The 23,394-nt window shown below is 51.6% G+C and carries 28 protein-coding genes; 17 read left to right on the top strand and 11 right to left on the bottom strand.

The features are described 5' to 3' along the window. The first annotated feature begins 53 nt into the window (after positions 1 to 53). The 5 genes from GTPT_RS01095 to GTPT_RS01115 are packed head-to-tail and all read left to right on the top strand — an operon-like array spanning position 54 to position 4,925. The gene (locus GTPT_RS01095) at positions 54 to 1,247 is read left to right on the top strand and encodes an isochorismate synthase (RefSeq protein ID WP_025903847.1); all 1,194 of its coding nucleotides are present in this window, start codon (positions 54 to 56) and stop codon (positions 1,245 to 1,247) included. Positions 1,248 to 1,251: 4 nt separating this feature from the next. Further along, positions 1,252 to 2,862, top strand: a complete 1,611-nt coding sequence (locus GTPT_RS01100; protein ID WP_029989718.1) for a (2,3-dihydroxybenzoyl)adenylate synthase — start codon at positions 1,252 to 1,254, stop codon at positions 2,860 to 2,862. 30 nt (positions 2,863 to 2,892) lie between these two features. Further along, positions 2,893 to 3,747: an isochorismatase family protein gene (locus GTPT_RS01105; RefSeq protein WP_025903845.1), complete on the top strand. Its 855-nt coding sequence runs from the start codon at positions 2,893 to 2,895 to the stop codon at positions 3,745 to 3,747. Beyond that, on the top strand, positions 3,744 to 4,502 hold the full coding sequence (dhbA, locus tag GTPT_RS01110; RefSeq protein WP_025903844.1) for a 2,3-dihydro-2,3-dihydroxybenzoate dehydrogenase: 759 nt from the start codon (positions 3,744 to 3,746) through the stop codon (positions 4,500 to 4,502). Before GTPT_RS01105 ends, dhbA begins: the two co-directional genes overlap by 4 nt. A gap of 3 nt (positions 4,503 to 4,505) precedes the next feature. Continuing rightward, on the top strand, positions 4,506 to 4,925 hold the full coding sequence (locus GTPT_RS01115) for a hotdog fold thioesterase (protein WP_029989717.1): 420 nt from the start codon (positions 4,506 to 4,508) through the stop codon (positions 4,923 to 4,925). Positions 4,926 to 4,993: 68 nt separating this feature from the next. Here GTPT_RS01115 and cgtA read toward each other — a convergent pair whose 3' ends face one another. From cgtA to rplU, 3 genes are all read right to left on the bottom strand, one after another. Beyond that, on the bottom strand, positions 4,994 to 6,172 hold the full coding sequence (cgtA, locus tag GTPT_RS01120; RefSeq protein WP_025903842.1) for an Obg family GTPase CgtA: 1,179 nt from the start codon (positions 6,170 to 6,172) through the stop codon (positions 4,994 to 4,996). Positions 6,173 to 6,441: 269 nt separating this feature from the next. Further along, positions 6,442 to 6,699 carry a 50S ribosomal protein L27 gene (rpmA, locus tag GTPT_RS01130; protein WP_025903840.1) on the bottom strand — a complete coding sequence of 86 codons (258 nt, stop codon included), beginning with the start codon at positions 6,697 to 6,699 and terminating at the stop codon, positions 6,442 to 6,444. A 15-nt stretch (positions 6,700 to 6,714) separates the two neighbouring features. After that, positions 6,715 to 7,026 (bottom strand): 50S ribosomal protein L21, encoded by a 312-nt coding sequence (gene rplU / locus GTPT_RS01135; protein ID WP_025903839.1) that lies wholly within the window; start codon positions 7,024 to 7,026, stop codon positions 6,715 to 6,717. A gap of 340 nt (positions 7,027 to 7,366) precedes the next feature. Between rplU and ispB the strand changes: the two genes are divergently transcribed. Next, positions 7,367 to 8,338 (top strand): octaprenyl diphosphate synthase, encoded by a 972-nt coding sequence (gene ispB / locus GTPT_RS01140; protein ID WP_029989716.1) that lies wholly within the window; start codon positions 7,367 to 7,369, stop codon positions 8,336 to 8,338. A 328-nt stretch (positions 8,339 to 8,666) separates the two neighbouring features. After that, positions 8,667 to 8,978, top strand: coding sequence for a helix-turn-helix domain-containing protein (locus GTPT_RS01145; RefSeq protein WP_025903837.1), 312 nt, complete (start codon positions 8,667 to 8,669; stop codon positions 8,976 to 8,978). Between the two features lie 161 nt (positions 8,979 to 9,139). On the opposite strand, the gene murA is transcribed toward GTPT_RS01145, so the two are convergent. From murA to mlaF, 7 genes are all read right to left on the bottom strand, one after another. Then, complete coding sequence (gene murA, locus GTPT_RS01150) at positions 9,140 to 10,420, bottom strand: UDP-N-acetylglucosamine 1-carboxyvinyltransferase (RefSeq protein WP_025903836.1); 1,281 nt, start codon at positions 10,418 to 10,420, stop codon at positions 9,140 to 9,142. A 66-nt stretch (positions 10,421 to 10,486) separates the two neighbouring features. Continuing rightward, positions 10,487 to 10,741, bottom strand: a complete 255-nt coding sequence (ibaG, locus tag GTPT_RS01155; RefSeq protein ID WP_025903835.1) for a BolA family iron metabolism protein IbaG — start codon at positions 10,739 to 10,741, stop codon at positions 10,487 to 10,489. Between the two features lie 114 nt (positions 10,742 to 10,855). Next, the gene (gene mlaB, locus GTPT_RS01160) at positions 10,856 to 11,161 is read right to left on the bottom strand and encodes a lipid asymmetry maintenance protein MlaB (protein ID WP_025903834.1); all 306 of its coding nucleotides are present in this window, start codon (positions 11,159 to 11,161) and stop codon (positions 10,856 to 10,858) included. Next, complete coding sequence (gene mlaC, locus GTPT_RS01165; RefSeq protein WP_025903833.1) at positions 11,161 to 11,826, bottom strand: phospholipid-binding protein MlaC; 666 nt, start codon at positions 11,824 to 11,826, stop codon at positions 11,161 to 11,163. Before mlaC ends, mlaB begins: the two co-directional genes overlap by 1 nt. Positions 11,827 to 11,839: 13 nt before the next feature. Further along, positions 11,840 to 12,382 (bottom strand): outer membrane lipid asymmetry maintenance protein MlaD, encoded by a 543-nt coding sequence (mlaD, locus tag GTPT_RS01170; RefSeq protein ID WP_029989668.1) that lies wholly within the window; start codon positions 12,380 to 12,382, stop codon positions 11,840 to 11,842. 4 nt (positions 12,383 to 12,386) lie between these two features. Next, positions 12,387 to 13,169, bottom strand: coding sequence for a lipid asymmetry maintenance ABC transporter permease subunit MlaE (gene mlaE, locus GTPT_RS01175; protein ID WP_025903831.1), 783 nt, complete (start codon positions 13,167 to 13,169; stop codon positions 12,387 to 12,389). A gap of 4 nt (positions 13,170 to 13,173) precedes the next feature. Next, positions 13,174 to 13,989: a phospholipid ABC transporter ATP-binding protein MlaF gene (gene mlaF / locus GTPT_RS01180; RefSeq protein WP_025903830.1), complete on the bottom strand. Its 816-nt coding sequence runs from the start codon at positions 13,987 to 13,989 to the stop codon at positions 13,174 to 13,176. Positions 13,990 to 14,215: 226 nt separating this feature from the next. On the opposite strand from mlaF, the gene GTPT_RS01185 reads away from it, so the two are divergent. The 10 genes from GTPT_RS01185 (at position 14,216) to npr (ending at position 22,112) form a co-directional block, all read left to right on the top strand. Further along, a complete protein-coding gene (locus GTPT_RS01185) occupies positions 14,216 to 15,196 on the top strand; it encodes a calcium/sodium antiporter (RefSeq protein ID WP_025903829.1) in 981 nt (326 codons plus the stop codon). 12 nt (positions 15,197 to 15,208) lie between these two features. Next, positions 15,209 to 16,195: an arabinose-5-phosphate isomerase KdsD gene (gene kdsD, locus GTPT_RS01190; RefSeq protein ID WP_025903828.1), complete on the top strand. Its 987-nt coding sequence runs from the start codon at positions 15,209 to 15,211 to the stop codon at positions 16,193 to 16,195. 13 nt (positions 16,196 to 16,208) lie between these two features. Further along, entirely contained in the window at positions 16,209 to 16,772 is a 564-nt protein-coding gene (gene kdsC, locus GTPT_RS01195; protein WP_025903827.1) for a 3-deoxy-manno-octulosonate-8-phosphatase KdsC, read from the top strand. Continuing rightward, positions 16,769 to 17,338, top strand: coding sequence for an LPS export ABC transporter periplasmic protein LptC (lptC, locus tag GTPT_RS01200; protein ID WP_025903826.1), 570 nt, complete (start codon positions 16,769 to 16,771; stop codon positions 17,336 to 17,338). Before kdsC ends, lptC begins: the two co-directional genes overlap by 4 nt. After that, positions 17,316 to 17,867, top strand: a complete 552-nt coding sequence (lptA, locus tag GTPT_RS01205) for a lipopolysaccharide ABC transporter substrate-binding protein LptA (protein ID WP_025903825.1) — start codon at positions 17,316 to 17,318, stop codon at positions 17,865 to 17,867. The genes lptC and lptA overlap by 23 nt, the downstream gene beginning before the upstream one ends. A gap of 5 nt (positions 17,868 to 17,872) precedes the next feature. Beyond that, positions 17,873 to 18,598: an LPS export ABC transporter ATP-binding protein gene (gene lptB, locus GTPT_RS01210; protein WP_025903824.1), complete on the top strand. Its 726-nt coding sequence runs from the start codon at positions 17,873 to 17,875 to the stop codon at positions 18,596 to 18,598. Positions 18,599 to 18,649: 51 nt separating this feature from the next. Then, complete coding sequence (gene rpoN, locus GTPT_RS01215; protein ID WP_029989666.1) at positions 18,650 to 20,083, top strand: RNA polymerase factor sigma-54; 1,434 nt, start codon at positions 18,650 to 18,652, stop codon at positions 20,081 to 20,083. 371 nt (positions 20,084 to 20,454) lie between these two features. Beyond that, on the top strand, positions 20,455 to 20,940 hold the full coding sequence (gene ptsN, locus GTPT_RS01220) for a PTS IIA-like nitrogen regulatory protein PtsN (protein ID WP_025903822.1): 486 nt from the start codon (positions 20,455 to 20,457) through the stop codon (positions 20,938 to 20,940). Positions 20,941 to 20,988: 48 nt separating this feature from the next. Next, positions 20,989 to 21,843 carry an RNase adapter RapZ gene (rapZ, locus tag GTPT_RS01225; RefSeq protein WP_025903821.1) on the top strand — a complete coding sequence of 285 codons (855 nt, stop codon included), beginning with the start codon at positions 20,989 to 20,991 and terminating at the stop codon, positions 21,841 to 21,843. Next, on the top strand, positions 21,840 to 22,112 hold the full coding sequence (gene npr / locus GTPT_RS01230) for a PTS phosphocarrier protein NPr (RefSeq protein WP_025903820.1): 273 nt from the start codon (positions 21,840 to 21,842) through the stop codon (positions 22,110 to 22,112). Before rapZ ends, npr begins: the two co-directional genes overlap by 4 nt. Before the next feature lie 12 nt (positions 22,113 to 22,124). On the opposite strand, the gene mtgA is transcribed toward npr, so the two are convergent. After that, on the bottom strand, positions 22,125 to 22,844 hold the full coding sequence (gene mtgA / locus GTPT_RS01235) for a monofunctional biosynthetic peptidoglycan transglycosylase (RefSeq protein WP_025903819.1): 720 nt from the start codon (positions 22,842 to 22,844) through the stop codon (positions 22,125 to 22,127). Positions 22,845 to 23,394 lie beyond the last annotated feature (550 nt).

Here is a 23,394-nt window from a genome sequence, read left to right on the forward strand (position 1 = left end):
AATAATACAAATGATAATCATTATTAATTATCTTATCATTCCAGGATTAGATTATGGTAGAAATGGAACAGTTTGAAAATCCCTCCGTGTATGATTTTCCTTCTCTGTCAGACCGTTTCCTGTTTACCTCCCGCTGGAAAAGCCTGTTAACCGATGGCTGTTTCCGACGTTTGACATCCCCGTTAACTGAAGATGGCACACCAGGCGCGCGGTTTTCGGTGCAGGCAGAAGCAGCCTTGCGGGAAGCCCGTCTTGCCGGTATCCGGCATCCTGTCATTGCCGGAGCGATCCCTTTTGATCCCTGTCAACCTTCAGAACTCTTTATTCCTGAAAGCTACCGGTTTATTGACCGCGATCACCTGGTAAGGGCGGCGAAAACGTCTCCGGACTTTGCCGGCGGAGAGGTCACGGGCTCCCGCCTGATCCCGGAACAACCGGCGTTTATGGCGATGGTGTCACAAGCCATTGAAGCGATGGAGCGCGGTGAGGCCGATAAAGTTGTGCTATCCCGCCTGCAGGAAATTTGCAGTCGTGACGCTATCGATATGACCGGACTGATGTCACAGATTGTGCGACAGAACCCGGATAACTATCACTTCCACCTTCCGTTATCCTGCGGAGCCACCCTGCTGGGCGCCAGCCCTGAGTTATTACTCAGAAAAGAGGGGGCGAATTTTTATTCCTGTCCGTTAGCCGGGTCTGCCGGACGCTCAGCGGATCCGGCAGAAGATACGTTGCGGGGCCGGGATTTGATGAACTCGGAAAAGGATCGCCGGGAACACCAGCTGGTCACGGATGATATGCGCAGGACACTGCAGCCGGTCAGTAAAACGCTCTCGGTGCCGGACGTACCGCATCTGCTGACGACATCCACACTCTGGCATCTGGCGACCGATATCCGGGGCACTTTACAACACACTGACACGTCAGCCTTATCGCTGGCGGCCCTGCTCCATCCGACACCGGCGCTGAGTGGCTACCCTCACCGGCAGGCACTGGATCTGATAAGAACGCTGGAGCCGTTTAACCGGAAACTGTTCGGCGGCATGGTGGGCTGGTGTGACGACCAGGGTAATGGCGAATGGGTAGTGACCATCCGCTGTGCCACGGTGAAAGAGAAAACGGTCACCCTGTTCGCCGGCGCAGGGATCATTCCTGCCTCCGACCCGTATTCCGAATGGCGGGAAACCGGCATCAAACTGAATACGATGCTGCGGGCTTTCGGCCTTGAAAGAACAGAAAGGTAACTGTATGACGCTCCCTTATACCCGCTGGCCGGACGCGCTGGCAGAACGCTATCGTCGTAAAGGCTATTGGATAGATAAGCCCCTCAGTGATATCTGCGGGCGGCAGAAAGATAATCCGGCCATCGCTATCCTTGACGGAGAAAGAACGCTGACCTATCAGCAACTGGATACCCTCAGTGATCAACTGGCCGCACAACTGCAACAACGTGGTCTGCAACAGGGCGACACGGCACTGGTACAACTGGGTAACGGCACCGAATTTTATCTGGTGTTCTTCGCCTTACTGAAGCTCGGTGTCGCCCCGGTCAATGCGCTGTTCAGCCATCAGAAAAGCGAATTGCTTTCTTACGCCAGCCAGACAGAGCCGGTCCTGTTTATTGCCGACCGTCAGCATAATCTGTTTACCGATGACCAGTTTCTGCAGGCATTTTCAGCGCAAATCCCGTCACTCAGGACCGTGGTCATGCATAACGCGACTCCGGCTGATCTCAGTCTTTCCGGCTTGTACAACACACCAGCGGCCGGTTTTACACCCACCCCGTCGGCGGCCGATGAGGTGGCTTTTTTCCAGCTTTCCGGCGGCAGCACCGGCACGCCGAAGCTGATCCCCAGAACACATAACGACTATTACTACAGCATTCGCGGTAGCGTGGATATCTGCGGCTTTACCCGGCAGACCCGCTACCTTTGTGCATTGCCCATTGCTCACAATTACCCGATGAGTTCGCCGGGTTGCCTGGGGGTGTTCTATACCGGGGGGCAGGTCGTTATGGCGCGGGATCCGAGTGCGACGCTCTGTTTCCCGCTGATAGCTCGCCACCGGATCACCGTCACCGCGCTGGTACCGCCGGCGGTCAGTCTGTGGCTGCAAGCCATAAAAGAAAACGGGCACGCCCGCGAGCTCTCGTCCCTGACTTTACTGCAGGTCGGCGGGGCACGACTGAGTGAGTCGCTGGCCAGACGGGTGCTCTCAGAAATTGGCTGTCAGTTACAGCAGGTGTTCGGCATGGCCGAAGGCCTGGTGAACTACACACGCCCGGATGACCCGATAGAGGTGATCACCACCACTCAGGGACGCCCCATCTCTGAAGATGATGAAATCCGCGTGGTTGATGAGCATCACCGGCCCGTCCCTGCGGGAACTACCGGCCGCCTGATGACCCGCGGTCCCTATACGTTCCGCGGGTATTATCGTAACCCCTCCCATAATGCTACCTGCTTTGATGAAGAGGGGTTCTACGCCTCCGGGGATCTTATCTCGATCACCGCTGAGGGGAATATCAGGGTTGAGGGCCGCGAGAAAGATCAGATAAACCGTGGCGGAGAAAAAATTGCCGCAGAAGAGATAGAAAACCTGCTGCAACGCCATCCGGACATTATCCATGCAGCACTGGTTTCGATGGATGATGAACTGATGGGCGAAAAAAGTTGTGCGTTTATCGTGGCCAGCCAGCCCGTTAAACCTGCCCATCTTCGCCGCCACTTACGTGAACAAGGTATCGCCGAATTTAAGTTACCTGACCGGGTCATTCAGCAGGAGAGCCTGCCTTTGACCCCGGTGGGTAAAGTCGATAAAAAAGCCTTACGTCAATGGCTGACAGAACAACAAAAGTAGTCCGGTTCAGACCCGGCAAATGGAGTCCTTATGAGTATCCCTAAACCTGAATCTTATCGCCTGCCGACAGCAGATGAACTTCCTGATAATAAGGTGAAATGGGCCTTTGAACCCGGGCGAGCCGCCCTGCTTATCCATGATATGCAAAATTACTTTCTCCGTTTTTGGGAGGAGGACAGTGCTCTGGTCAGGGAAGTGATCGGGAATATCGCCCGTCTGCGGACGCAATGCAAAGCATTGGGGATCCCGGTGTTTTATACTGCGCAGCCTGCAGAGCAGAGCGAGAAAGATCGTGCACTGCTGAACGATATGTGGGGGCCCGGATTAAACCGCCATCCGGAGCAGCAGCGGGTGGTTGACGGATTAACGCCGGAGGCCGATGACATTGTGCTGACCAAATGGCGTTATAGTGCATTTCAGCGTTCACCGCTGGAGCAGCAGTTACATGACATGGGGCGTGACCAGCTGATTATTACCGGGGTGTATGCCCACATCGGTTGCCTGACCACGGCCACGGATGCCTTTATGCGCGATATTAAGCCCTTTATGGTGGCCGATGCGCTGGCAGATTTCACCCGCGAAGAACACATGATGGCACTGAAATATACCGCCGGCCGTTGCGGTAAAGTTGTCCGCTGTGAAGATTTGCTGATCCTGCCGGAAAGTAAAGCGGCGTTACGCATGTTGGTGTTACCACTGCTGGAAGATGATGATATTCCGGAAGATGATGAAAACCTGATCGACTACGGGCTGGACTCCGTGCGGATGATGGCGCTGGCTGGCCGCTGGCGTCAGGCCGTCCCGGCGATTGATTTTGTTGCCCTCGCCAAAAATGCCTCTATTGATGGCTGGTGGGCACTTCTGTCACAGGGAAAAACACAATGACCGTTCAGCAGGACTTTCACGCTAAACATGTGTGGGTGACCGGCGCAGGCCAGGGTATCGGCTATCATACGGCATTAGCTTTTCATCAGGCGGGCGCCATTGTCACTGCGTTTGATATTAAGTTTGGTGAGCAGGAGTACCCGTTTCACTGCCAGCTACTGAATGTCGCTGATCCCGTTCAGGTCAAAGACGTCTGCCAGCAGTTGCTCTCCCGTCAACCGCAACTGGATGTGCTGGTCAATGCCGCCGGTATTCTGCGTATCGGTGCCACCGATGAACTGAGCTTTGAAGACTGGCAACAGTGCCTGAACGTAAATGCCGGGGGCGCATTCAATCTGTTCAGCCAAACCCTGCCACACTTCCGCCGGCAGAAGCACGGCGCGATCGTCACCGTGGCCTCTAATGCCGCGCATGCGCCGCGTCTGGGCATGTCGGCTTACGGCGCCTCGAAAGCGGCTTTACGCAGCCTGTGCCTGACGGTCGGTCTGGAAATGGCCCCGTACGGGGTTCGCTGTAATATCGTTTCGCCTGGCTCCACCGATACCGAAATGCAACGCAGCCTCTGGAAAACACCACAGGCAGAGCAGCAGACGATTGAGGGCTTCCCGGAACAGTTTAAGCTGGGTATTCCGCTGAAGAAGATCGCAAAGCCGCAGGAGATTGCCGATACTATCCTGTTCCTGGCCTCTGACCGTGCAAGCCACGTGGTCCTGCAGGATATTGTGGTGGATGGCGGCGCAACCCTGGGGAGCTGAAGTATGGCCGAACTCTGGAAGCGGGTCTGTACGCTGGATGAACTGAATGCGCTGGGCCAGGGAAACCTGGTCAGCCATTTGGGCATCGTCTTTACTCTGATAGGCGAACAGCATCTGGAGGCCAGCATGCCGGTCGATGAGCGCACCCGTCAGCCCTTCGGGTTGCTGCATGGCGGGGCGTCTGTCGTGCTGGCCGAATCCATGGGGTCGGTCGCTGGCTACATGGCGACTCAGGCCGGGCAGAGTGTGGTCGGGATTGAAGTCAACGCCAGCCATCACCGGGCGGTCTCTCAGGGGTGGGTACACGCGAAGTGCTTTCCGCTGCATATCGGCGGACAATTACAGGTCTGGCAGACAGAGATCCGTAACGATCGGGCAAAGTTATGCTGTACCGCCCGACTCACAGTCTCCGTTCAGGGCTAAACCGCAGACATAAAAAAGCCGGGATAACCCGGCTTTATGATCCTGAGAGAGGCGACGATCGTTGAAGATCAACGCTGATAGATGATCTCTACCCCTTCATCATCATCTTCGTCCCAGTCATCCCAGTCTTCATCATCTTCTTCAACTTCCTGCGCGCCGCTTTCCAGGGCTTCACGGTGATAGTCATCCCACATGAATTCCACTTTCTCGGGTTGCTTCTCTTCAAGCTCTGCCTCTTTCGGGTTAGCTTTAATGAAGCTCATGACATCCCAGCACAGGGCATTCACACCGTCACGGCTGGCAGCAGAGATCAGATAATATTTATCGTCCCAGCCCAGGGCGTCTGCAATCGCTTTAGCGCGGCTTTCTGCCTCTTCCTTATCCAGCAGGTCAGTTTTATTGAAAACCAGCCAGCGTGGTTTGCTGTACAGTTTATCGCTGTATTTTTCCAGCTCTCCGAGGATGATACGGGCATTCTCTACCGGATCGGACTCATCGATAGGCGCGATATCAATCAGGTGCAGCAGCACGCGGCAACGCTCCAGGTGCTTCAGGAAGCGGATCCCTAATCCGGCACCATCGGCAGCCCCTTCGATAAGACCCGGGATATCGGCCACAACGAAGCTCTGCTCGTGATCCATACGTACCACGCCCAGGCTCGGTACCAGGGTGGTAAACGGGTAATCGGCTACTTTCGGCTTAGCCGCAGAGACCGAACGGATGAAGGTCGATTTACCGGCATTCGGCAAGCCCAGCATCCCGACATCGGCCAGCAGCATCAGCTCCAGCTGCAGGTCACGTTTTTCACCCGGTGTCCCCATCGTTTTCTGACGAGGTGTACGGTTAACGGAGGATTTGAAGCGGGTGTTACCCAGGCCATGCCAGCCACCTTTAGCCACCATCAGGCGCTGTTCGTGACGGGTCATATCGCCCATGGTTTCCCCGGTATCCTGGTCGATAATACGGGTACCGACCGGGACCTTGATGATGACATCTTTACCACGCTTACCGGTACAGTCACGGCTCTGGCCATTCTGGCCACGCTCGGCGCGGAAGGCCTTTTCAAAGCGGTAATCAATCAGGGTGTTAAGGTTTTCATCGGCCAGCAGCCAGACGTCACCGCCGTCTCCGCCATCACCGCCATCAGGGCCACCTTTGGGAATGTATTTTTCCCGGCGGAAGCTGACGCAACCATTACCGCCGTCACCGGCAACGACCAGGATTGTCGCTTCATCAACAAACTTCATCTTTCTTCTCCGTCACTCTTGCGCCTGTCAGGCCGATAGCCTGCCAGACGGGCCCGCCAGGGTCGACTCTGCTGACCGGCGGCGGATAATACCGGTATTCAAACCAGTGATATCAGTATTCTGTATGTATCTGTCAAGTGTACAGCATTCTGCTGCAAACCGCGGAATTTCTGCGGGTATGACAGCAGAATGTAAAAAGCCCCGCAAAAGCTGCGGGGCTTTAATTCGTTGTGTCAGACAGTCATCAGACTGTCCGGGTCTTGCCATAATTACTCAGCAACGATGCTTACGTATTTACGGTTGTCAGGACCTTTAACTTCGAATTTAATCTGACCGTTTGCAGTAGCAAACAGGGTGTGGTCACGACCACAACCTACGTTAGCGCCTGCGTGGAACTTGGTTCCGCGCTGACGAACGATGATGCTACCAGCCAGTACAGTTTCACCGCCGAAACGTTTTACGCCCAGACGTTTTGCATTGGAATCGCGACCGTTACGTGTGGAGCCGCCAGCCTTTTTATGAGCCATTTGTCAAATCTCCTATTAAGCGCTGATGCCAGTGATCTTCACATCAGTGAACCACTGACGGTGACCCTGCTGCTTACGGTGGTGTTTACGACGACGAAACTTAACAATCTTAATTTTCTCGCCACGACCGTGAGCAACGACTTCAGCTTTGATAACACCACCAGAAACCAGTGGCGCACCAATGGTAACTTCTTCGCCGTTTGCAATCATCAGAACCTGGTCAAACTCGATAGTTTCACCGGTTGCGATGTCAAGCTTTTCCAGGCGAACGGTCTGACCTTCGCTTACTCGGTGTTGTTTACCACCACTTTGGAAAACCGCGTACATATAAACTCCGCTTCTGCGCTAGCCCTTATGATAAAATCAGGCGGCGCTATAAATATTCACAATAGGGCGCGAATTCTACGCAAATATCCGACAGAAGACAAGCCTACTTTGCGCTGTATTGCAGAAAAAAAACACAGGGTGCAGCCGGGTGTTTCCTGTAATCGATTTTCAAGTACAATGGGTACCATCAGTGGTTCACTGGCACAGTGTTCATCCTGCCTGAGACTGCCACGACTGCCGACAGAGAAATTTATTCAGATACAGACCAATTACGCTATCTGAGCACTCTTGTTTAAAAAGCCCTGTAAGGGCTAAAACCGGGTCAAAACTGAACAGACGTATGAACTTAGAACAAATTACAGAACTTACTTCCGCAGATATGGCGGCCGTCAATCAGACCATTCTTGACCAGCTTGACTCCGATGTCGCGCTTATCAGTCAGTTAGGTCACTACATTGTCAGCGGTGGTGGTAAACGTATTCGTCCGATGATTGCGGTACTGTCTGCGCGGGCACTGGGCTATCAGAACGATCAACACATTCTTAATGCCGCGCTGATCGAATTTATTCATACCGCGACATTGCTTCACGATGATGTGGTCGATGAATCCGATATGCGCCGTGGCAAAGCCACCGCCAATGCTGCTTTCGGAAATGCTGCCAGTGTCCTGGTCGGGGATTTTATCTACACCCGTGCCTTTCAGATGATGACCTCACTGGGATCCTTAAGGATCCTCGCATTAATGTCTGAAGCGGTGAATGTCATTTCCGAGGGTGAAGTGCTGCAGCTGATGAACTGTAACGATCCGGATATCACTGAAGAAAGCTATATGCGGGTTATCTACAGTAAAACGGCCCGGTTGTTTGAAGCGGCTGCTCAGACGTCCGCTATCCTGGCAGAGGCTACCGATGCGCAGGAACAAGCCCTGCGTGACTACGGACGCTATATCGGTACCGCATTTCAGCTGATTGATGATCTGCTGGATTACAGCGCTGATAACGCCGCGCTGGGTAAAAATGTCGGTGATGACCTGAGTGAAGGTAAACCTACCCTTCCGCTGTTACATGCGATGAAACACGGAAATGCCGAACAGTCCGCGATGATCCGCCAGGCCATTGAACAGGGTAATGGCCGTCACCTGTTAGAAGAGGTTCAGGCAACGATGCAGCAATGCGGTTCACTGGAATGGACCCGTCAGCGTGCTGAAGCTGAAGCGGATAAAGCCATCGCTGCTTTACAGGTTCTGCCACAGACTCCCTGGCGTCAGGCACTCGAGTCACTGGCACATATGTCCGTTCAGCGCGACTATTGATCCTGCGAAAGGATCCTGACTGAGTCAGTGATCCCGAACGATCATCCTCACCGTTCAGCAAAAAGCCCCATGCGGGCTTTTTTTACGCCTCTGCATAGAGACTTCCGGCCCTTCATTTCGGAATATTTCCAAAAAATATGGGTGGTTTATCATTAAATTTCCTCATTTTTTGCGACGTATGCTTCAAATCAGCAGTTTTTCTGACTACTTTTGCAAAATTATACGACTGTTTTTGATATACCTATTTCCTAAAGAGGTGTAATTTTATCGTGTAAGCAGATGCGATAGATATTTCGAGAGCATCAACAACATCTGAAAAGGAGAGAGGATGAATATGCAAAAAACGGACTGGCACACAGCAGACATTATTGCCGCATTGAGGAAAAAAGGAACGTCTCTGGCAGAAGTCTCACGAAATGCCGGATTGAGTTCTTCTACCCTGGCCAATGCATTATCACGCCCATGGCCTAAAGGAGAATGGCTGATCGCCCGCGCCATTGATGTCCATCCGGCAGAGATTTGGCCGAGCCGATACTATCATCCGGTGACTCATGAGCTACTGGATCGGGAAAAGCTGATGCGACGCCTGCCTCATAATGAGCGGAAAACCACCACGCCAACCACAAACAGTACGCCATAACAAAGAAGGCTTCCGGACATGCACCCTGCCGGACATCAGTAACCCTCACGGTTAACAGGACCGGCCACAAATGCCGGTTTTCCGGGAAAACGGGCACCGCGGAAGCGTAATAAAAAAGGCCTGAACAGAAGCGTCAGGCCTTTTTCACAAATTACCGGCGGTTATTCCGCGTGTGAAGACTCTTCTTCACCGCGTACACGCTCGATCCTGGCACCTAATGCACGAAGTTTATCTTCAATGCGCTCGTACCCGCGATCAATATGATAAATACGATCCACCAGCGTTTCACCTTCAGCAATACACCCTGCCAGTACAAGACTCGCGGAAGCACGCAGATCGGTCGCCATCACCTGTGCACCGGAGAGTTTTTCCACACCGTGACAAATGGCGGTATTACTCTCGATTTCGGCATGAGCTCCCATCCGGATCAGCTCAGGAATGTGCATAAAACGGTTTTCGAAAATGGTTTCGGTGATCACACCGGTCCCTTCTGCCACCAGATTCAGCAGTGTGAACTGTGCCTGCATGTCTGTCGGGAAGCCGGGATGTGGCGCGGTACGAATATTAACCGCTTTCGGACGACGTCCGTGCATATCCAGGCTTATCCAGTCTTCACCGGTTTCGATATCAGCACCCGCTTCACGCAGCTTAGCGAGTACGACATCCAGCGTTTCGGGACGGGTTTTATGGCAGAGTACTTTGCCTCCTGAAATCGCTGCTGCAATCAGGAAGGTTCCGGTCTCGATGCGGTCAGGCACCACTTCATAGCTACCACCGCCCAGTCGTTCAACGCCTTCAATCACAATTCGGTCTGTGCCGGCACCGGTGATCTTCGCACCGATGGTGTTCAGGAAGTTCGCTGTATCAGCAATTTCCGGCTCACGTGCAGCGTTTTCAATGATGGTCGTACCTTCTGCCAGTGTCGCAGCACTCATGATGGTCACTGTCGCACCCACGCTGACTTTATCCATCACGATATGAGCCCCTTTCAGACGCCCATCGACAAACGCTTTGACATAGCCTTCTTCCAGTTTGATCTCAGCACCCAGTTGCTCCAGGCCGCTGATATGCAGGTCTACCGGCCGTGCCCCGATAGCACACCCTCCCGGTAAAGAGACCTGTCCCTGACCAAAGCGAGCCACCAGAGGTCCCAATGCCCAGATGGATGCACGCATTGTTTTTACAAGGTCATACGGAGCGCAAAAAATGTTAACGCCACTGGCATCCAGATGGACAGCACCATTGCGTTCTGCTTTTACCCCAAGCTGGCTCAGCAACTTCATGGTGGTATCAATATCACGCAGTTTAGGTACATTTTTTATTTCTACCGGTTCTTCTGCCAGCAATGCGGCAAAAAGAATAGGTAATGCGGCATTTTTCGCACCGGAAATGGTAACTTCACCACTTAAACGGGTTGGACCCTGTACTCGAAACTTATCCATTCACACGGCTCTCAATTAACAATCATAATAGGCAAGACCTGCCAGCCTGTACTTACGCAGCCTGAATCAGAAACCATTCAGCTTACGATCACGGGCCCATTCAGCAGGGGTATATGCTTTGATGGATAACGCATGAATACGGTTATCCGCAATATATTCCATCAACGGGGCATACACAGCCTGCTGCTTTTTCACCCGGCTCATCGGTTCAAAAAGTTCACCGACGGCGATCACCTGGAAATGGCTGCCGTCACCGCTGACATGGACTTCATCCAGCGACAAAGCCTGCATTAATACTGCCTGAATCTCATTATTTTCCATTGCATTCAGCTTCCGTTAATCATAATCAGCCCATATCTTAGTAGAAAGCAGCTTTATCTTAAATACACAAAAGCCCCTGCCGGAGGCAGGGGCTTTTCATCAACACCGCGATATCTATCGGCTTTCTTCAGCAGAAACAATAATCTGTTGAAGATTATACAGGGTAATCAGTGACTGTAATTTATCAGAGATGCCGTGAAATACTACCGGCTGACCTGAGCGGGTGGCGATATTTTGCAGATGAACCAGCAGCGCCAGCCCCGCCGAATCGACCCGCTTCAGCCCGGAAACATTAATCTCTGAAACTCCCCGGACCACATGTTCTTTCTGCTGCCATAACGGGAGCAGTGTTTCGTGGTCCAGTTTGCCACTGAGCAGCAACGACCGATCCTGTTGCTGCCAATGTAACAAATCACTCATCAGTTTTGCTGATTCAGTGAAACAGGCTGGGCTGCATACTGTTTCAGTTGTGCCGTCAGCGCATCAATACCCTGGGTACGCAGCAGGTCACCCCACTGATTCTGTTTTGTGGTGATCATACTGATACCTTCGGCGACCATGTCATAGGCCTGCCATGCACCGGTACGGGTATTCTTACGCCACTGGAAGTCCAGCCGGACCGGCGGGCGACCATTCGGGTCGATAATAGTGACACGAATAGCCACCAGATTTGCATCCCCCAGCGGTTGCGGGGATTCAATCTGGTAAGTTTGTCCGTGATACAGAGCCAGTGCCTGGGCGTAGGCCTGGTCCAGGTAATCACCGAAGGCCTTGTAGTACGCATCACGTTGTGCAGGCGTTGCCTGGTTATAGAAACGTCCCAGTACCAGCGCACCGGCATATTTAACCTGTACATAGGGCATCAGTTCCTGCTGCACAATTTCGCGCAGGTAATCCGGGTTCTGTTTAATTTTCCCCTGTTCATTTTTCAGACGGGTAAAGGTTTTCGCCGCCGCCTGATCCATCAGGGTATAAGGATTACTCTGATCCACCGGACTGGTCGCAGTGGTGGTCTCCGCGGCATTCACCGCCGCTACCGGCAGAGCTACCAGCATAGCGGTCAGTAACAAACGTTTGACTAACATATAAACTTTCCTTTTAGTGAATTGGCGTCGGCGTAGATGGAGCATTGCTGTCAGACGATGCACTTTGATCTTTGCTGCTGCTACCGTTGCCACTTTTGTACAGGAACTGTCCAATCAGGTCTTCAAGCACCATGGCTGATTTGGTATCGCGCAGCGTATCGCCATTCTTAAGAATAGCAGATCCCAAATCCGGATCGTTGAACCCCAGGTTAAGCGCCAGGAATTGCGCACCCAACAGACCCTGGGTACGTACAGCCAGTGAGCTGGTATCCGGAATTTTTCCGGCATAGGCATCATCAATCGCCATAGTCACTTTCGGTGAAAGCGTGCTGTCATCCAGAGAGATATTTGTGACTCTGCCGATCACTACACCACCGATTTCAACCGGAGAGCCGGCTTTAAGCCCCCCGATATTGTCGAAGGTCGCATACAATTTCCATGTAGGTTCTGCACCAAGGGATTTCAGATTTGCGACGCGCAGGCAGAGAAACAGCGCAGCAACCAGAGCCAGCAACAGGAAAATACCTACCCAGATTTCACTTTTTTTACTTTGCATTGCGTTAATTCCCAAACATCAGTGCTGTCAGCACAAAATCTAACCCAAGTATGGCCAGAGAAGAGTGAACAACCGTACGGGTGGTTGCCCGACTGATCCCCTCAGACGTCGGAATAGCGTCATAGCCGTTGAATAGCGCTATCCAGGAAACAGCGATGGCGAAGATGATACTTTTCACCACGCAATTAATAATATCCATACGAAAATCAACGGCACCCTGCATGGCTGACCAGAAGAAACCTGAATCGATCCCTTTCCAGTCCACCCCGACCAAGGCTCCTCCGGCGATCCCGACCGCAGTGAACATTATTGCCAGTAACGGCATGCTAATTACCCCGGCCCAGAAGCGGGGAGCGACCACACGCCTTAACGGATCAACCGCCATCATTTCCATGCTGGATAACTGCTCTGTGGCTTTCATCAGCCCGACTTCCGCAGTGAGTGCCGACCCGGCACGCCCGGCGAACAGTAATGCCGTCACCACGGGCCCCAGTTCACGCAATAAAGAGAGCGCAACCACCATACCCAGGCTCGTTTCTGCGCCGTAGGTTTTTAAGACCAGGTATCCCTGTAATCCCAGCACCATGCCGATAAACAAACCGGAAACCAGGATAATCAGCAAAGAAAGTACACCCACACTGTAAATCTGCCGGATAACCAGCCGGCCATGTTTTACAAACTGTGGCTTGCCTGCCAGTGCATGAAATAACATCAGGCCCGCCCGGCCAAAGGATGCACAGCTATTGATTCCCCAACGTCCTAATGACGCCACTGCCTTTAACAACATAGGTTTAATGCCTCCCGGCGCTTAGCAAATCGGTGAGATAATCACCGGCCGGATACCGGAAAGGTACCGGACCATCTGCATGCCCGTCGATAAACTGTCGGACACGGGGATCAGGCGTTTCCCGTAATGTTTCGGGGCTACCCTGCGCAATAATATGCTGCCCTGCCACAATATAAGCATAGTCAGCAATACTCAGTACTTCAGGCACATCGTGAGAAACCACAATGCAGGTCAGACCCAGTGCATGATTCAGCTCATCGATCAATTTTACCAGTACTCCCATCGTAATGGGGTCCTGCCCGACGAAAGGCTCATCAAACATGATCAGTTCAGGGTCCAGTGCAATCGCGCGTGCCAGCGCAACACGTCTCGCCATCCCGCCCGATAATTCTGCAGGAGTGAGCTGCTCAGCCCCGCGCAGCCCTACCGCTTCCAGCTTCATCATCACCGTTGTGTGTAATAATTCCGGGGGTAACCGGGTATGTTCACGCAAAGGCCAGGCCACGTTTTCATAGACGGTGAGGTCTGTAAACAGTGCCCCTGACTGAAATAGCATACCCATCTTTTTACGGACGTCGTATAGCTTCCTGCGCGATAACGTCGGAATATTATCTTCACGGAAGAGAATTTCCCCGTTATCCGGCGCTAATTGCCCGCCGATAAGACGTAATAATGTCGTTTTACCGATACCTGACGGCCCCATAATGGCGGTGATTTTCCCTTCAGGGACAGTCAGGGAGATATCGTCAAAGATTTTTCGGGTCCCCCGGGAAAAGCTCATCCCGCGGATTTCCACTAATCCTTTTTGTTGCTGAACCATAGTGACCCCTTACAGGTGTTCGGGCATTTTAATTTGTTATCATGCCAGCCCGGAGGATAGCACTGCGTTATTTTTACAGAAAATTACAGCCAAAGTTTGTGTAATTCAGTCATAAAATTTACTTTTCGCCCTCCGGCAGTCAAAATCAGCGCCTGATAATGTTGATCTCCGTTTTTGCCATCATGCTGCGCCCCGGCATCATGGCCACTTTGGCAAAGGAATACCCATGCTTGTCGCGATTGTCCTGCTGGTTCTTGGTTTACTGCTGCTGGCGTATGGTGCCGACCGGCTGGTATTCAGCGCCTCCATTTTGTGCCGTTCACTGGGTATTCCCCCGTTAGTGATTGGCATGACAGTGGTCGGTATCGGGACCTCGCTGCCGGAGATTATTCTCTCTTTATCCGCAGTACAGCATGGCATGCGTGATTTTTCCGTCGGTATTGCGTTGGGTTCCAATATTACCAATATTTTATTAATTCTGGGTGGCGCAGCATTGATCCATCCTCTGAAAATAAGCTCGGCGCTTTTGCGCCGTGAACTGCCACTGATGCTACTGGTGGCACTGCTTTGTGGGCTATTACTGGCCGATAATCAGCTGACCCGAAGCGAAGGTTTTTGTCTGTTAGCCATGGCGGTCATTTATCTGTGGGGTATTATCCGGCTGGCCAACAACACCCGTCCACTCACCGGGGATCCTCTGACTCATGAACAGTTAGCCGAACTCCCCGGCGAAGATGCAGGTAATACAGTGGCCTGCCTGTGGCTGGGAGTGGCTCTGGTTCTGTTGCCGGTCGCCACGCGGATGATCCTTGATAACGCAGTCGTGGTGGCGGACTACCTGGGGATCAGCGAACTGCTGATGTCACTGTTTTTTATCTCAATCGGGACCAGCCTGCCGGAACTGGCGACGGTGATTGCCGGGACTCTGAAAGGTGAAGGGGATATCGCCGTTGGCAACCTGTTGGGTGCTAACATCTACAATACAGCGATTGTGCTGGGACTTCCGGCTCTGGTCAGCCCGGGCAGAATCGACAGCAATGCTTTTACCCGGGATTATTGGGTCATGCTCGGGGTCAGTGTGATTTTTGCAGTCATTTGCCTGAGAAAGCACCGGCGTATCGACCGTCTCACCGGAGCGTTTCTGTTGTGCGGATTTATTATCTGGGCCGCCATGCTCTGGTTTTTTCCGATGATGAATAATCAATAAAAGGACTCTGGAATGTCTGAACAACTGACAAGCTCTGGTTTTGATTTCAGAACAGCAGGAATAAACGTTCTGCGCATTGAACGAGAGGGCCTCGAACAGCTGGACCAGTACATTAACGAAGATTTTTCACGTGCCTGTGAAATCCTTTACCATTGTCGCGGGAAAGTGGTGGTGATGGGGATGGGGAAATCGGGTCACATCGCCCGTAAAATGGCAGCAACCTTTGCCAGTACCGGCACACCGGCTTTTTTTGTCCATCCTGCAGAAGCCAGCCACGGGGATCTGGGGATGGTAAGCCCTGGCGATGTGGTCCTCGCCATCTCTAACAGCGGCGAATCCCATGAAATTCTGGCACTGGTTCCGGTGATCAAACGGCTGAAAATTACGTTAATCTGCCTGAGCAGTCGGCCGGAGAGTGCCATGGCAAAAGCCGCCGATTTGCACTTAACCGTCAGAGTGCCTCAGGAAGCCTGCCCGCTGGGCCTGGCCCCCACCAGCAGTACCACGGCAACGCTGGTGATGGGAGATGCTCTGGCTGTTGCCTTACTGGAAGCCCGGGGTTTTACGGCAAATGATTTCGCCCTTTCACATCCCGGGGGGGCATTGGGCAGGAAACTCTTACTGCATGTCAGCGATGTCATGCATGCCGGTACGGAAATGCCCTGCGTCCCCTGCCATGCCTCACTACGTGACGCATTGCTGGAGATTACCCGCAAGAAAATGGGTATGACGGTGATCGTTGAGGAAGATATGACGATAGCCGGTATTTTTACCGACGGCGATTTGCGCCGGGTGATCGATATGGGGATCAACTTCCAATCGACTCTGATAGAGAAAGTTATGACGCCGGGTGGTATCCGCGTAACACCCAATATGCTGGCTGTTGATGCGCTAAATGTTATGCAAAGTAAAAATATAACCTCGTTACTGGTTGCGGATAACAATCGTCTGGTGGGTGTGGTACATATGCATGATATGTTGCGTGCCGGTGTCGTCTGAACAGGATAAGAGAATGAAAACTGAATTACCCGTTGAAACCTGTTACGGGCCTGTCAGCCAGGCCGTTATGGCCAGTGCAGCCGGAATAAAATTACTAATCTGTGATGTCGATGGTGTGATGTCTGACGGATTGATTTATATGGGAAACAGCGGTGAAGAACTGAAGGCCTTCAATGTCCGTGACGGTTATGGGATCCGCTGCCTGTTAACCAATGAGGTTGAAGTGGCGATCATTACCGGGCGTAAAGCCGGATTACTGGAAGATCGTTGCCGAACACTGGGTATCAGCCATCTTTATCAGGGACAATCAGATAAGGTTTTGGCCTTTCACGATCTTCTGGATAAACTGTCGCTCCGTCCGAATCAGGTCGCCTATATTGGCGATGATTTGATTGACTGGCCGGTCATGGCACAGGTCGGTCTCAGTGTTTCTGTGGCGGATGCCCATCCCTTATTACTCCAGCGCGCAGACTATGTCACACGTATCAACGGTGGCCGTGGTGCGGTAAGGGAAATTTGTGATCTTATTTTGATGGCACAAGATAAATTCGAGGATGCCAAAGGGTTATCGATATGAGTAAAACCAGATGCTGGATCACCCTCCTGCTGGCCATTATTGCGGTGGTATTGATTGGCTGGAACCTGACCAATCAGGGCTCCCCCTCACCTTCGGTGGCAACCGATGATCAAAGCCCGACCTATACCACGGCCAGTACCCATACCGTGGTCTATAACCCGGAGGGAGGGCTGGCGTATACGCTTGATTCAGCAAAAGTCACTTACTTTGATGCCACCCGTGAGAGCTGGTTTGATAACCCTGTCATGACCACGTATGACCCGCAAAAAGCACCGGCATGGTCAGTCAAGGCAGATAAAGCCAAATTAACGCAAAACCGTATGCTGTATCTTTACGGGCATGTGGAAGTTCGGGCCTTAAGCCCGGACGCGAAAATCGAACGTATAACGACGGATAATGCCCGGATTAACCTTGCCACCCAGGATGTGACCTCCGATGACCAGGTCACGCTGTACGGCCAGGGGTTCCACTCTACAGGGATGAAGATGCGGGGTAATTTACGCGCAAAAACAGCCGAATTAATTGAAAAGGTCAAAACCTACTATGAAATTCAACACCAAAACTAATAGCATCAGGTTACTGCTGATCAGTACATTGCTCGCTTGTAGCCTGCCGGCTCTGGCGGTAACAGGTGATTCGGAGAAGCCCGTGAATGTCACCTCTGAAAACCAGTCAATGGATATGCAGGGCAATGTGGCGACCTTTACCGGTAATGTCGTTATTACTCAGGGAACGATCAAAATTACCGCAGATAAGGTGGTTGTGACCCGTCCGGGCGGTGACAGCAAGAAAACCCTGGTGGATGCCTATGGCAATCCGGCCACCTTTTATCAGATGCAGGACAATGGCAAACCGGTCAAAGGCCATGCCGCCAAATTACATTATGATCTGGCGAAAGATATGATTGAGCTCACCGGCAATGCGTATATTCAGCAGTTAAACAGTAATATTCAGGGTGATCGCATTACTTATCTGGTGAAACAGCAAAAAATGCAGGCTTACAGTCAGGGGCAACAGCAACGTGTGACTACCGTTCTGGTACCTTCTGAATTACAGACCCCTAAAACCACGAAATCCCCTAAACAGAGTCAATAATACTTATGGCGACTTTAATTGCAGAGAACCTGGCAAAAGCATACAAAGGCCGACGTGTGGTTGAGGATGTGAGCCTGGAAGTGAAATCAGGTGAAATTGTCGGCCTGCTGGGCCCTAACGGGGCGGGTAAAACGACGACCTTCTATATGGTTGTCGGTATTGTCCCCCGCGATGCAGGCCGGATTGTTATCGATAGTGATGATATTAGTTTACTGCCGCTGCACGCCCGTGCCCGCCTGGGTATCGGATATCTGCCCCAGGAGGCCTCAATTTTCCGTCGCCTGAGTGTTTACGATAACCTGATGGCGGTCCTGCAGATCCGTAAAGATCTGACCGCAGAGCAACGGGAAGATCGTGCCAACGAGCTGATGGAAGAGTTCCATATTGAACATCTGCGGGATAGTCAGGGACAGGCCCTTTCCGGCGGAGAACGTCGCCGTGTTGAAATTGCACGCGCACTGGCCGCTAACCCCAAATTTATCCTGCTCGATGAGCCTTTTGCCGGCGTTGACCCTATTTCGGTCATTGATATCAAAAAAATTATCGAGCACCTGCGTGACAGCGGTCTGGGCGTACTGATCACTGACCATAACGTCCGTGAAACACTCGCGGTCTGTGAACGCGCCTATATCGTCAGTCAGGGTAAATTAATCGCTCACGGCACCCCGGAAGAGATTCTGGCAGACGAGCAGGTAAAACGCGTTTATCTCGGTGAAGAGTTCCGACTCTGATTCTGTTAATGTGTTCTTATTGATATTTTTTCAGGAAATACACGCCTCACTATGAAGCAAAGTTTGCAATTCAGACTCAGCCAACAACTGGCCATGACCCCCCAGTTGCAGCAGGCGATACGGCTGTTGCAACTGTCAACGCTCGAGTTACAACAAGAATTACAATTAGCTCTGGAAAGTAATCCGTTACTGGAACAAACAGAGGTACTCAACGAAGTTGATGCTGAGGAGTCAGGTGAAACCGCATCCCTGGATACACGGGAAGCCCTGGAACAAAAAGATATGCCGGAAGAGCTTCCTCTGGATGCCACCTGGGATGAAATTTATACCGCAGGTACCCCTTCCGGAACAGGCACAGATTATCAGGATGATGAATTACCTCTCTATCAGGGCGAAACCACACAATCCCTGCAGGATTACCTGATATGGCAAATGGAGCTTACCCCCTTCAGCGATACAGATCGCGCGATAGCCACGTCGATTGTCGATGCGATTGATACCACAGGGTATCTGACCGTTCCGCTGGATGACATTCTGGAAAGCATTGGTGATGATGAATTGGCCCCCGAAGAGGTCGAAGCGGTCTTAAAGCGTATCCAGCATTTTGACCCTATCGGCGTGGGTGCCAGAGATTTAAAAGAATGTCTGCTGATCCAGCTCTCTCAGTTTGCTCCTGAAACCCCGATGCTTGAAGAAGCGCGAATGATTGTTCGCGGGCATCTGGATCTGCTGGCAAACCATGACTTCCGCAGTCTGATGCGCGTGACGCGGCTCAAAGAAGATGTACTGAAAGAGGCGATGCTCCTGATCCAGTCGCTGGACCCGCGACCAGGGCAGTCTATTAATACCGGTGAGTCAGAGTATGTGATCCCGGATGTCCTGGTACGTAAGTCAGGCAACCAGTGGACCGTCGAACTCAATACCGACAGCCTGCCGAGGCTACGCATTAATCAGCAATATGCCGCGATGAGCGGCGGTGCCCGTAACGACAGCGATAATCAGTTTATCCGCAATAATTTACAGGAAGCCCGCTGGCTGATTAAGAGCCTTGAAAGCCGTAACGACACATTGCTTAAAGTTTCCCGCTGTATTGTCGAGCAGCAACAGGCCTTTTTCGAGCAGGGTGAAGAACATATGCGGCCAATGGTACTGGCAGATATTGCCCAGGCCGTGGAAATGCATGAATCCACGATTTCACGCGTTACCACTCAGAAATACCTGCACAGTCCGCGGGGCATTTTTGAGCTGAAGTACTTTTTCTCAAGCCATGTGAATACTGAAGGTGGCGGTGAAGCGTCCTCCACGGCAATCAGAGCGCTGGTTAAAAAATTAATTTCGACGGAAAACCCTGTAAAGCCCTTGAGTGACAGTAAACTCACTACTATGTTATCTGAACAGGGCATTATGGTCGCAAGACGAACCGTCGCTAAGTATCGCGAGTCTTTATCTATACCGCCATCAAATCAGCGAAAACAACTGCTTTGACGTTACAGAACCGCGGACCTGTGTCACCACCTTTGCAGGTCACCAGGTGGAAATAACGGAACCTCTGCATCAGTTTAGCGAACAAAAGTTTGCTACGCTGAAGCGTTAATTTCCGGCTATCCACCCTGAACTCCTGATCTCAGCGGTTGTCCATGTACTTTCAACAACAGAGGCACTCTGTGCCTGTGGATGGCTGTAAAGGGTGAATGATTGCCGGCATGGACTCGCGGTTTGCCACGATGAAGGCCGTGATCATGATACGCGACGGCCGTACAGGCAGTATTGGCTCAGTGCAGTAAAGGCAACCGTCGCGGGATAAAGATCAACCGATAACCACAATAGTGGCCAGATAAATCTGCAAGTGAAATTATATGAATAGTGAACTGACACTTGAACTTAGCCAGGTCCTTACCCCGGAATGTACACGTAATAATGTACACTGCCAGAGTAAAAAACGGGCATTGGAGATTATCAGCGAGCTGGCGGCAGCACAGCTGAATCTGCCACACCAGACCATTTTTGAAACTATCCTGAATCGTGAAAGGATGGGCAGCACGGGCATCGGCAATGGTATTGCCATCCCTCATGGAAAACTGGAAGAAGATACCTTACGCACCATTGGTGTGTTCATCCATCTTGAGCATCCTATTTCATTTGATGCTGTTGATAATCAGCCCGTCGATTTGCTATTTGCCCTGCTGGTTCCGGCAGATCAATGTAAAACTCACTTGCATACCTTATCCCAGGTCGCTAAGCGCCTGGCAGAAAAGAATATCTGCAGGCGTCTGCGGGCGGCACAAAGCGATCAGGAACTCTATGACATTATTATGGATGAGCAGCAGCGTACGGAAGAATAATTCCGGCCAATTGTTATCATTAGCCAGGATCATTACGGGAGAAAAGTCATGGTTCTGATGATCGTCAGTGGTCGTTCCGGATCGGGTAAATCTGTCGCACTCAGAGCCCTTGAGGATATGGGGTTTTATTGTGTTGATAACTTACCCGTTGATTTGTTGCCGGAGTTGGCCAACTCACTGGCAAAGCAGGATATTTCTGCAGCAGTGAGCATTGATGTGCGTAATATGCCGGAATCTCCGGAAATTTTCGAAAATGCTTTTAACCGCCTGTCTGACAAATTTACACCACAATTGCTGTTCCTGGATGCTGACCGCAATACACTGATCCGCCGTTACAGTGATACCCGCCGGCTGCACCCGCTTTCAGGCAGAAACCTGTCGCTTGAGAGTGCTATAGACGAGGAGAGCGATCTGCTTGAGCCACTGCGCTCCAGAGCAGACCTGATTATTGACACCTCTGAGATGTCGGTGCACGAACTGGCAGAAATGCTGCGGGCGCGTCTGCTGGGTAAACGTGAGCGCGAACTGACCATTGTGTTCGAGTCCTTTGGCTTTAAATACGGTATTCCGATTGATGCCGATTATGTCTTCGACGTCCGCTTCCTGCCAAACCCCCACTGGGACCCAACGCTCAGGCCTTTTACTGGCCTTGATCGCCCGGTGATCGAATTTCTTGACCGCCATACTGAAGTCCATAATTTTATTTATCAGACCCGCAGTTATCTTGAACTCTGGCTTCCGATGCTGGAAACCAACAACCGCAGTTACCTGACAGTCGCTATCGGATGTACTGGCGGAAAACACCGTTCCGTCTATATTGCAGAGCAACTGGCGGACTATTTCCGTTCACGGGGTAAAAATGTTCAGTCACGGCATCGTACATTGGAAAAGAAAAGAAAATGACAGTGAAAGAATCAGTAAAAATCAGAAATAAGCTGGGTATTCATGCCAGACCGGCGATGAAGTTATTCGAACTGGTCCGGAGTTTTGATTGTGAGGTGATCCTGCGCAACGAAGCAGGCACTGAAGCCGATGCCAGTAGTGTCATTGCACTGCTGATGCTGGATTCAGCGCAAGGTGGTCAGATTGAAGTCGAAGCAAATGGCCCGGACGAAGCCCGGGCACTACAGGCGGTGATCGAACTTTTCAACGCTGGTTTTGATGAAGACTAAACCGGCATCAACTCAGTACAGGTGATACTTTTCCAGAAAGCCGGTACCCCCTAACTGTTCCATCTGCCGCGAGATCCACTGCTGCCGTCCGCGGACATAGGCCGAGGGAGCACTGGCATGATAGATAATCGGGTTAGGTAAGACCGCAGCCAGCAATGCAGCTTCCTGCCCGGTGAGCTGGCTGGCATGTTTATGGAAATAGGTTTCTGAGGCCATTTCCACCCCAAAAATCCCAGGCCCGAACTCAGCAATATTCAAATAGACCGTCAGTATTCTTTTTTTACCCCAGAGAGTTTCCAGCCCTACTGTCAGCCCGGCCTCCAATCCTTTGCGTAACCAGCTACGCCCATCCCAGAGAAACATATTTTTTGCCGTTTGCTGGGACAATGTCGAAGCCCCGCGCATCTCTCCCCGTTGACGGCTATCCAGCACTGATTGTACTGCCGCAAAATCAAAGCCCCAATGCTCAGGAAATTTCTGATCTTCACCGGCAATCACTGCCAACGGCATCCAGGGGGAAATCTCCGACATACTGACCCAATGGGAACGGGCACGATAGGCCGTATTCCCCGAGACGAATGCGCCGACCTGCCGCTCTGCCATCACCGCGGAAAAGGGGACCGGCACGACGGAAAATATCAGGATAACGGCAATCATCATGGCAATGATCCCACTGACGGTCAGCAGAAAACACCGTTTAACTCTGTACCGGAATCCCTTTTTACTTGTCATCAGTCTGCTCCTGCAGCGGGCCTGTTTTGATATAACCGTGGTTCATTAATTATCATCCGACCGGGTGTTTGTATTAAATTTCCAATCCTATTTTTTGCAAAAAATCGCCGGTTATTGTGAATATTTTCAAAAACAGAGTAAGAATGACTCTGCTTTACAAGAATAATCCCAATAACATCAATCACTTCAAAAAATAAGGAATCGGTTCCAGGCTGTTCAGCTTTCGTTTAACTGTTAAGATAAATTAATCATTTCACCCTATTCACCCTGACCATTTTATTAACAATAAATTAAACATAACTTATCATTCAAAGGGAAAAAAGCAGATGCCGCTCCGGCCGGTGATAGCCTGGTATCAGTCAGGAGCGCATGACTATCGATAAACCTGGTTCCTTGCGCTCTCTGGTATAACGCTGCAACTTTATCATTCTCCGGGTACCTTGCAGCTTCTCCGGGAAGCTAACGGGACGGAACTCGCATTCTTACTTATTGTTTTTGTGCATAAATATTACTAAAGTCCCGCATCAGGCGAGTTGCAAATAAAAACATC

It is taken from the genome of Tatumella ptyseos ATCC 33301 (assembly GCF_000735525.1).
In the GTDB taxonomy this organism is placed as follows: domain Bacteria; phylum Pseudomonadota; class Gammaproteobacteria; order Enterobacterales; family Enterobacteriaceae; genus Tatumella; species Tatumella ptyseos.

Excerpts from the sequence above, each read along its gene's own strand:
- GTPT_RS01095 (WP_025903847.1), top strand. The coding sequence starts at position 54 with ATGGTAGAAATGGAACAGTTTGAAAATCCCTCCGTGTATGATTTTCCT.
- GTPT_RS01100 (WP_029989718.1), top strand. The coding sequence starts at position 1,252 with ATGACGCTCCCTTATACCCGCTGGCCGGACGCGCTGGCAGAACGCTAT.
- GTPT_RS01105 (WP_025903845.1), top strand. The coding sequence starts at position 2,893 with ATGAGTATCCCTAAACCTGAATCTTATCGCCTGCCGACAGCAGATGAA.
- dhbA (WP_025903844.1), top strand. The coding sequence starts at position 3,744 with ATGACCGTTCAGCAGGACTTTCACGCTAAACATGTGTGGGTGACCGGC.
- GTPT_RS01115 (WP_029989717.1), top strand. The coding sequence starts at position 4,506 with ATGGCCGAACTCTGGAAGCGGGTCTGTACGCTGGATGAACTGAATGCG.
- cgtA (WP_025903842.1), bottom strand. The coding sequence starts at position 6,172 with ATGAAGTTTGTTGATGAAGCGACAATCCTGGTCGTTGCCGGTGACGGC.
- rpmA (WP_025903840.1), bottom strand. The coding sequence starts at position 6,699 with ATGGCTCATAAAAAGGCTGGCGGCTCCACACGTAACGGTCGCGATTCC.
- rplU (WP_025903839.1), bottom strand. The coding sequence starts at position 7,026 with ATGTACGCGGTTTTCCAAAGTGGTGGTAAACAACACCGAGTAAGCGAA.
- ispB (WP_029989716.1), top strand. The coding sequence starts at position 7,367 with ATGAACTTAGAACAAATTACAGAACTTACTTCCGCAGATATGGCGGCC.
- GTPT_RS01145 (WP_025903837.1), top strand. The coding sequence starts at position 8,667 with ATGAATATGCAAAAAACGGACTGGCACACAGCAGACATTATTGCCGCA.
- murA (WP_025903836.1), bottom strand. The coding sequence starts at position 10,420 with ATGGATAAGTTTCGAGTACAGGGTCCAACCCGTTTAAGTGGTGAAGTT.
- ibaG (WP_025903835.1), bottom strand. The coding sequence starts at position 10,741 with ATGGAAAATAATGAGATTCAGGCAGTATTAATGCAGGCTTTGTCGCTG.
- mlaB (WP_025903834.1), bottom strand. The coding sequence starts at position 11,161 with ATGAGTGATTTGTTACATTGGCAGCAACAGGATCGGTCGTTGCTGCTC.
- mlaC (WP_025903833.1), bottom strand. The coding sequence starts at position 11,826 with ATGTTAGTCAAACGTTTGTTACTGACCGCTATGCTGGTAGCTCTGCCG.
- mlaD (WP_029989668.1), bottom strand. The coding sequence starts at position 12,382 with ATGCAAAGTAAAAAAAGTGAAATCTGGGTAGGTATTTTCCTGTTGCTG.
- mlaE (WP_025903831.1), bottom strand. The coding sequence starts at position 13,169 with ATGTTGTTAAAGGCAGTGGCGTCATTAGGACGTTGGGGAATCAATAGC.
- mlaF (WP_025903830.1), bottom strand. The coding sequence starts at position 13,989 with ATGGTTCAGCAACAAAAAGGATTAGTGGAAATCCGCGGGATGAGCTTT.
- GTPT_RS01185 (WP_025903829.1), top strand. The coding sequence starts at position 14,216 with ATGCTTGTCGCGATTGTCCTGCTGGTTCTTGGTTTACTGCTGCTGGCG.
- kdsD (WP_025903828.1), top strand. The coding sequence starts at position 15,209 with ATGTCTGAACAACTGACAAGCTCTGGTTTTGATTTCAGAACAGCAGGA.
- kdsC (WP_025903827.1), top strand. The coding sequence starts at position 16,209 with ATGAAAACTGAATTACCCGTTGAAACCTGTTACGGGCCTGTCAGCCAG.
- lptC (WP_025903826.1), top strand. The coding sequence starts at position 16,769 with ATGAGTAAAACCAGATGCTGGATCACCCTCCTGCTGGCCATTATTGCG.
- lptA (WP_025903825.1), top strand. The coding sequence starts at position 17,316 with ATGAAATTCAACACCAAAACTAATAGCATCAGGTTACTGCTGATCAGT.
- lptB (WP_025903824.1), top strand. The coding sequence starts at position 17,873 with ATGGCGACTTTAATTGCAGAGAACCTGGCAAAAGCATACAAAGGCCGA.
- rpoN (WP_029989666.1), top strand. The coding sequence starts at position 18,650 with ATGAAGCAAAGTTTGCAATTCAGACTCAGCCAACAACTGGCCATGACC.
- ptsN (WP_025903822.1), top strand. The coding sequence starts at position 20,455 with ATGAATAGTGAACTGACACTTGAACTTAGCCAGGTCCTTACCCCGGAA.
- rapZ (WP_025903821.1), top strand. The coding sequence starts at position 20,989 with ATGGTTCTGATGATCGTCAGTGGTCGTTCCGGATCGGGTAAATCTGTC.
- npr (WP_025903820.1), top strand. The coding sequence starts at position 21,840 with ATGACAGTGAAAGAATCAGTAAAAATCAGAAATAAGCTGGGTATTCAT.
- mtgA (WP_025903819.1), bottom strand. The coding sequence starts at position 22,844 with ATGACAAGTAAAAAGGGATTCCGGTACAGAGTTAAACGGTGTTTTCTG.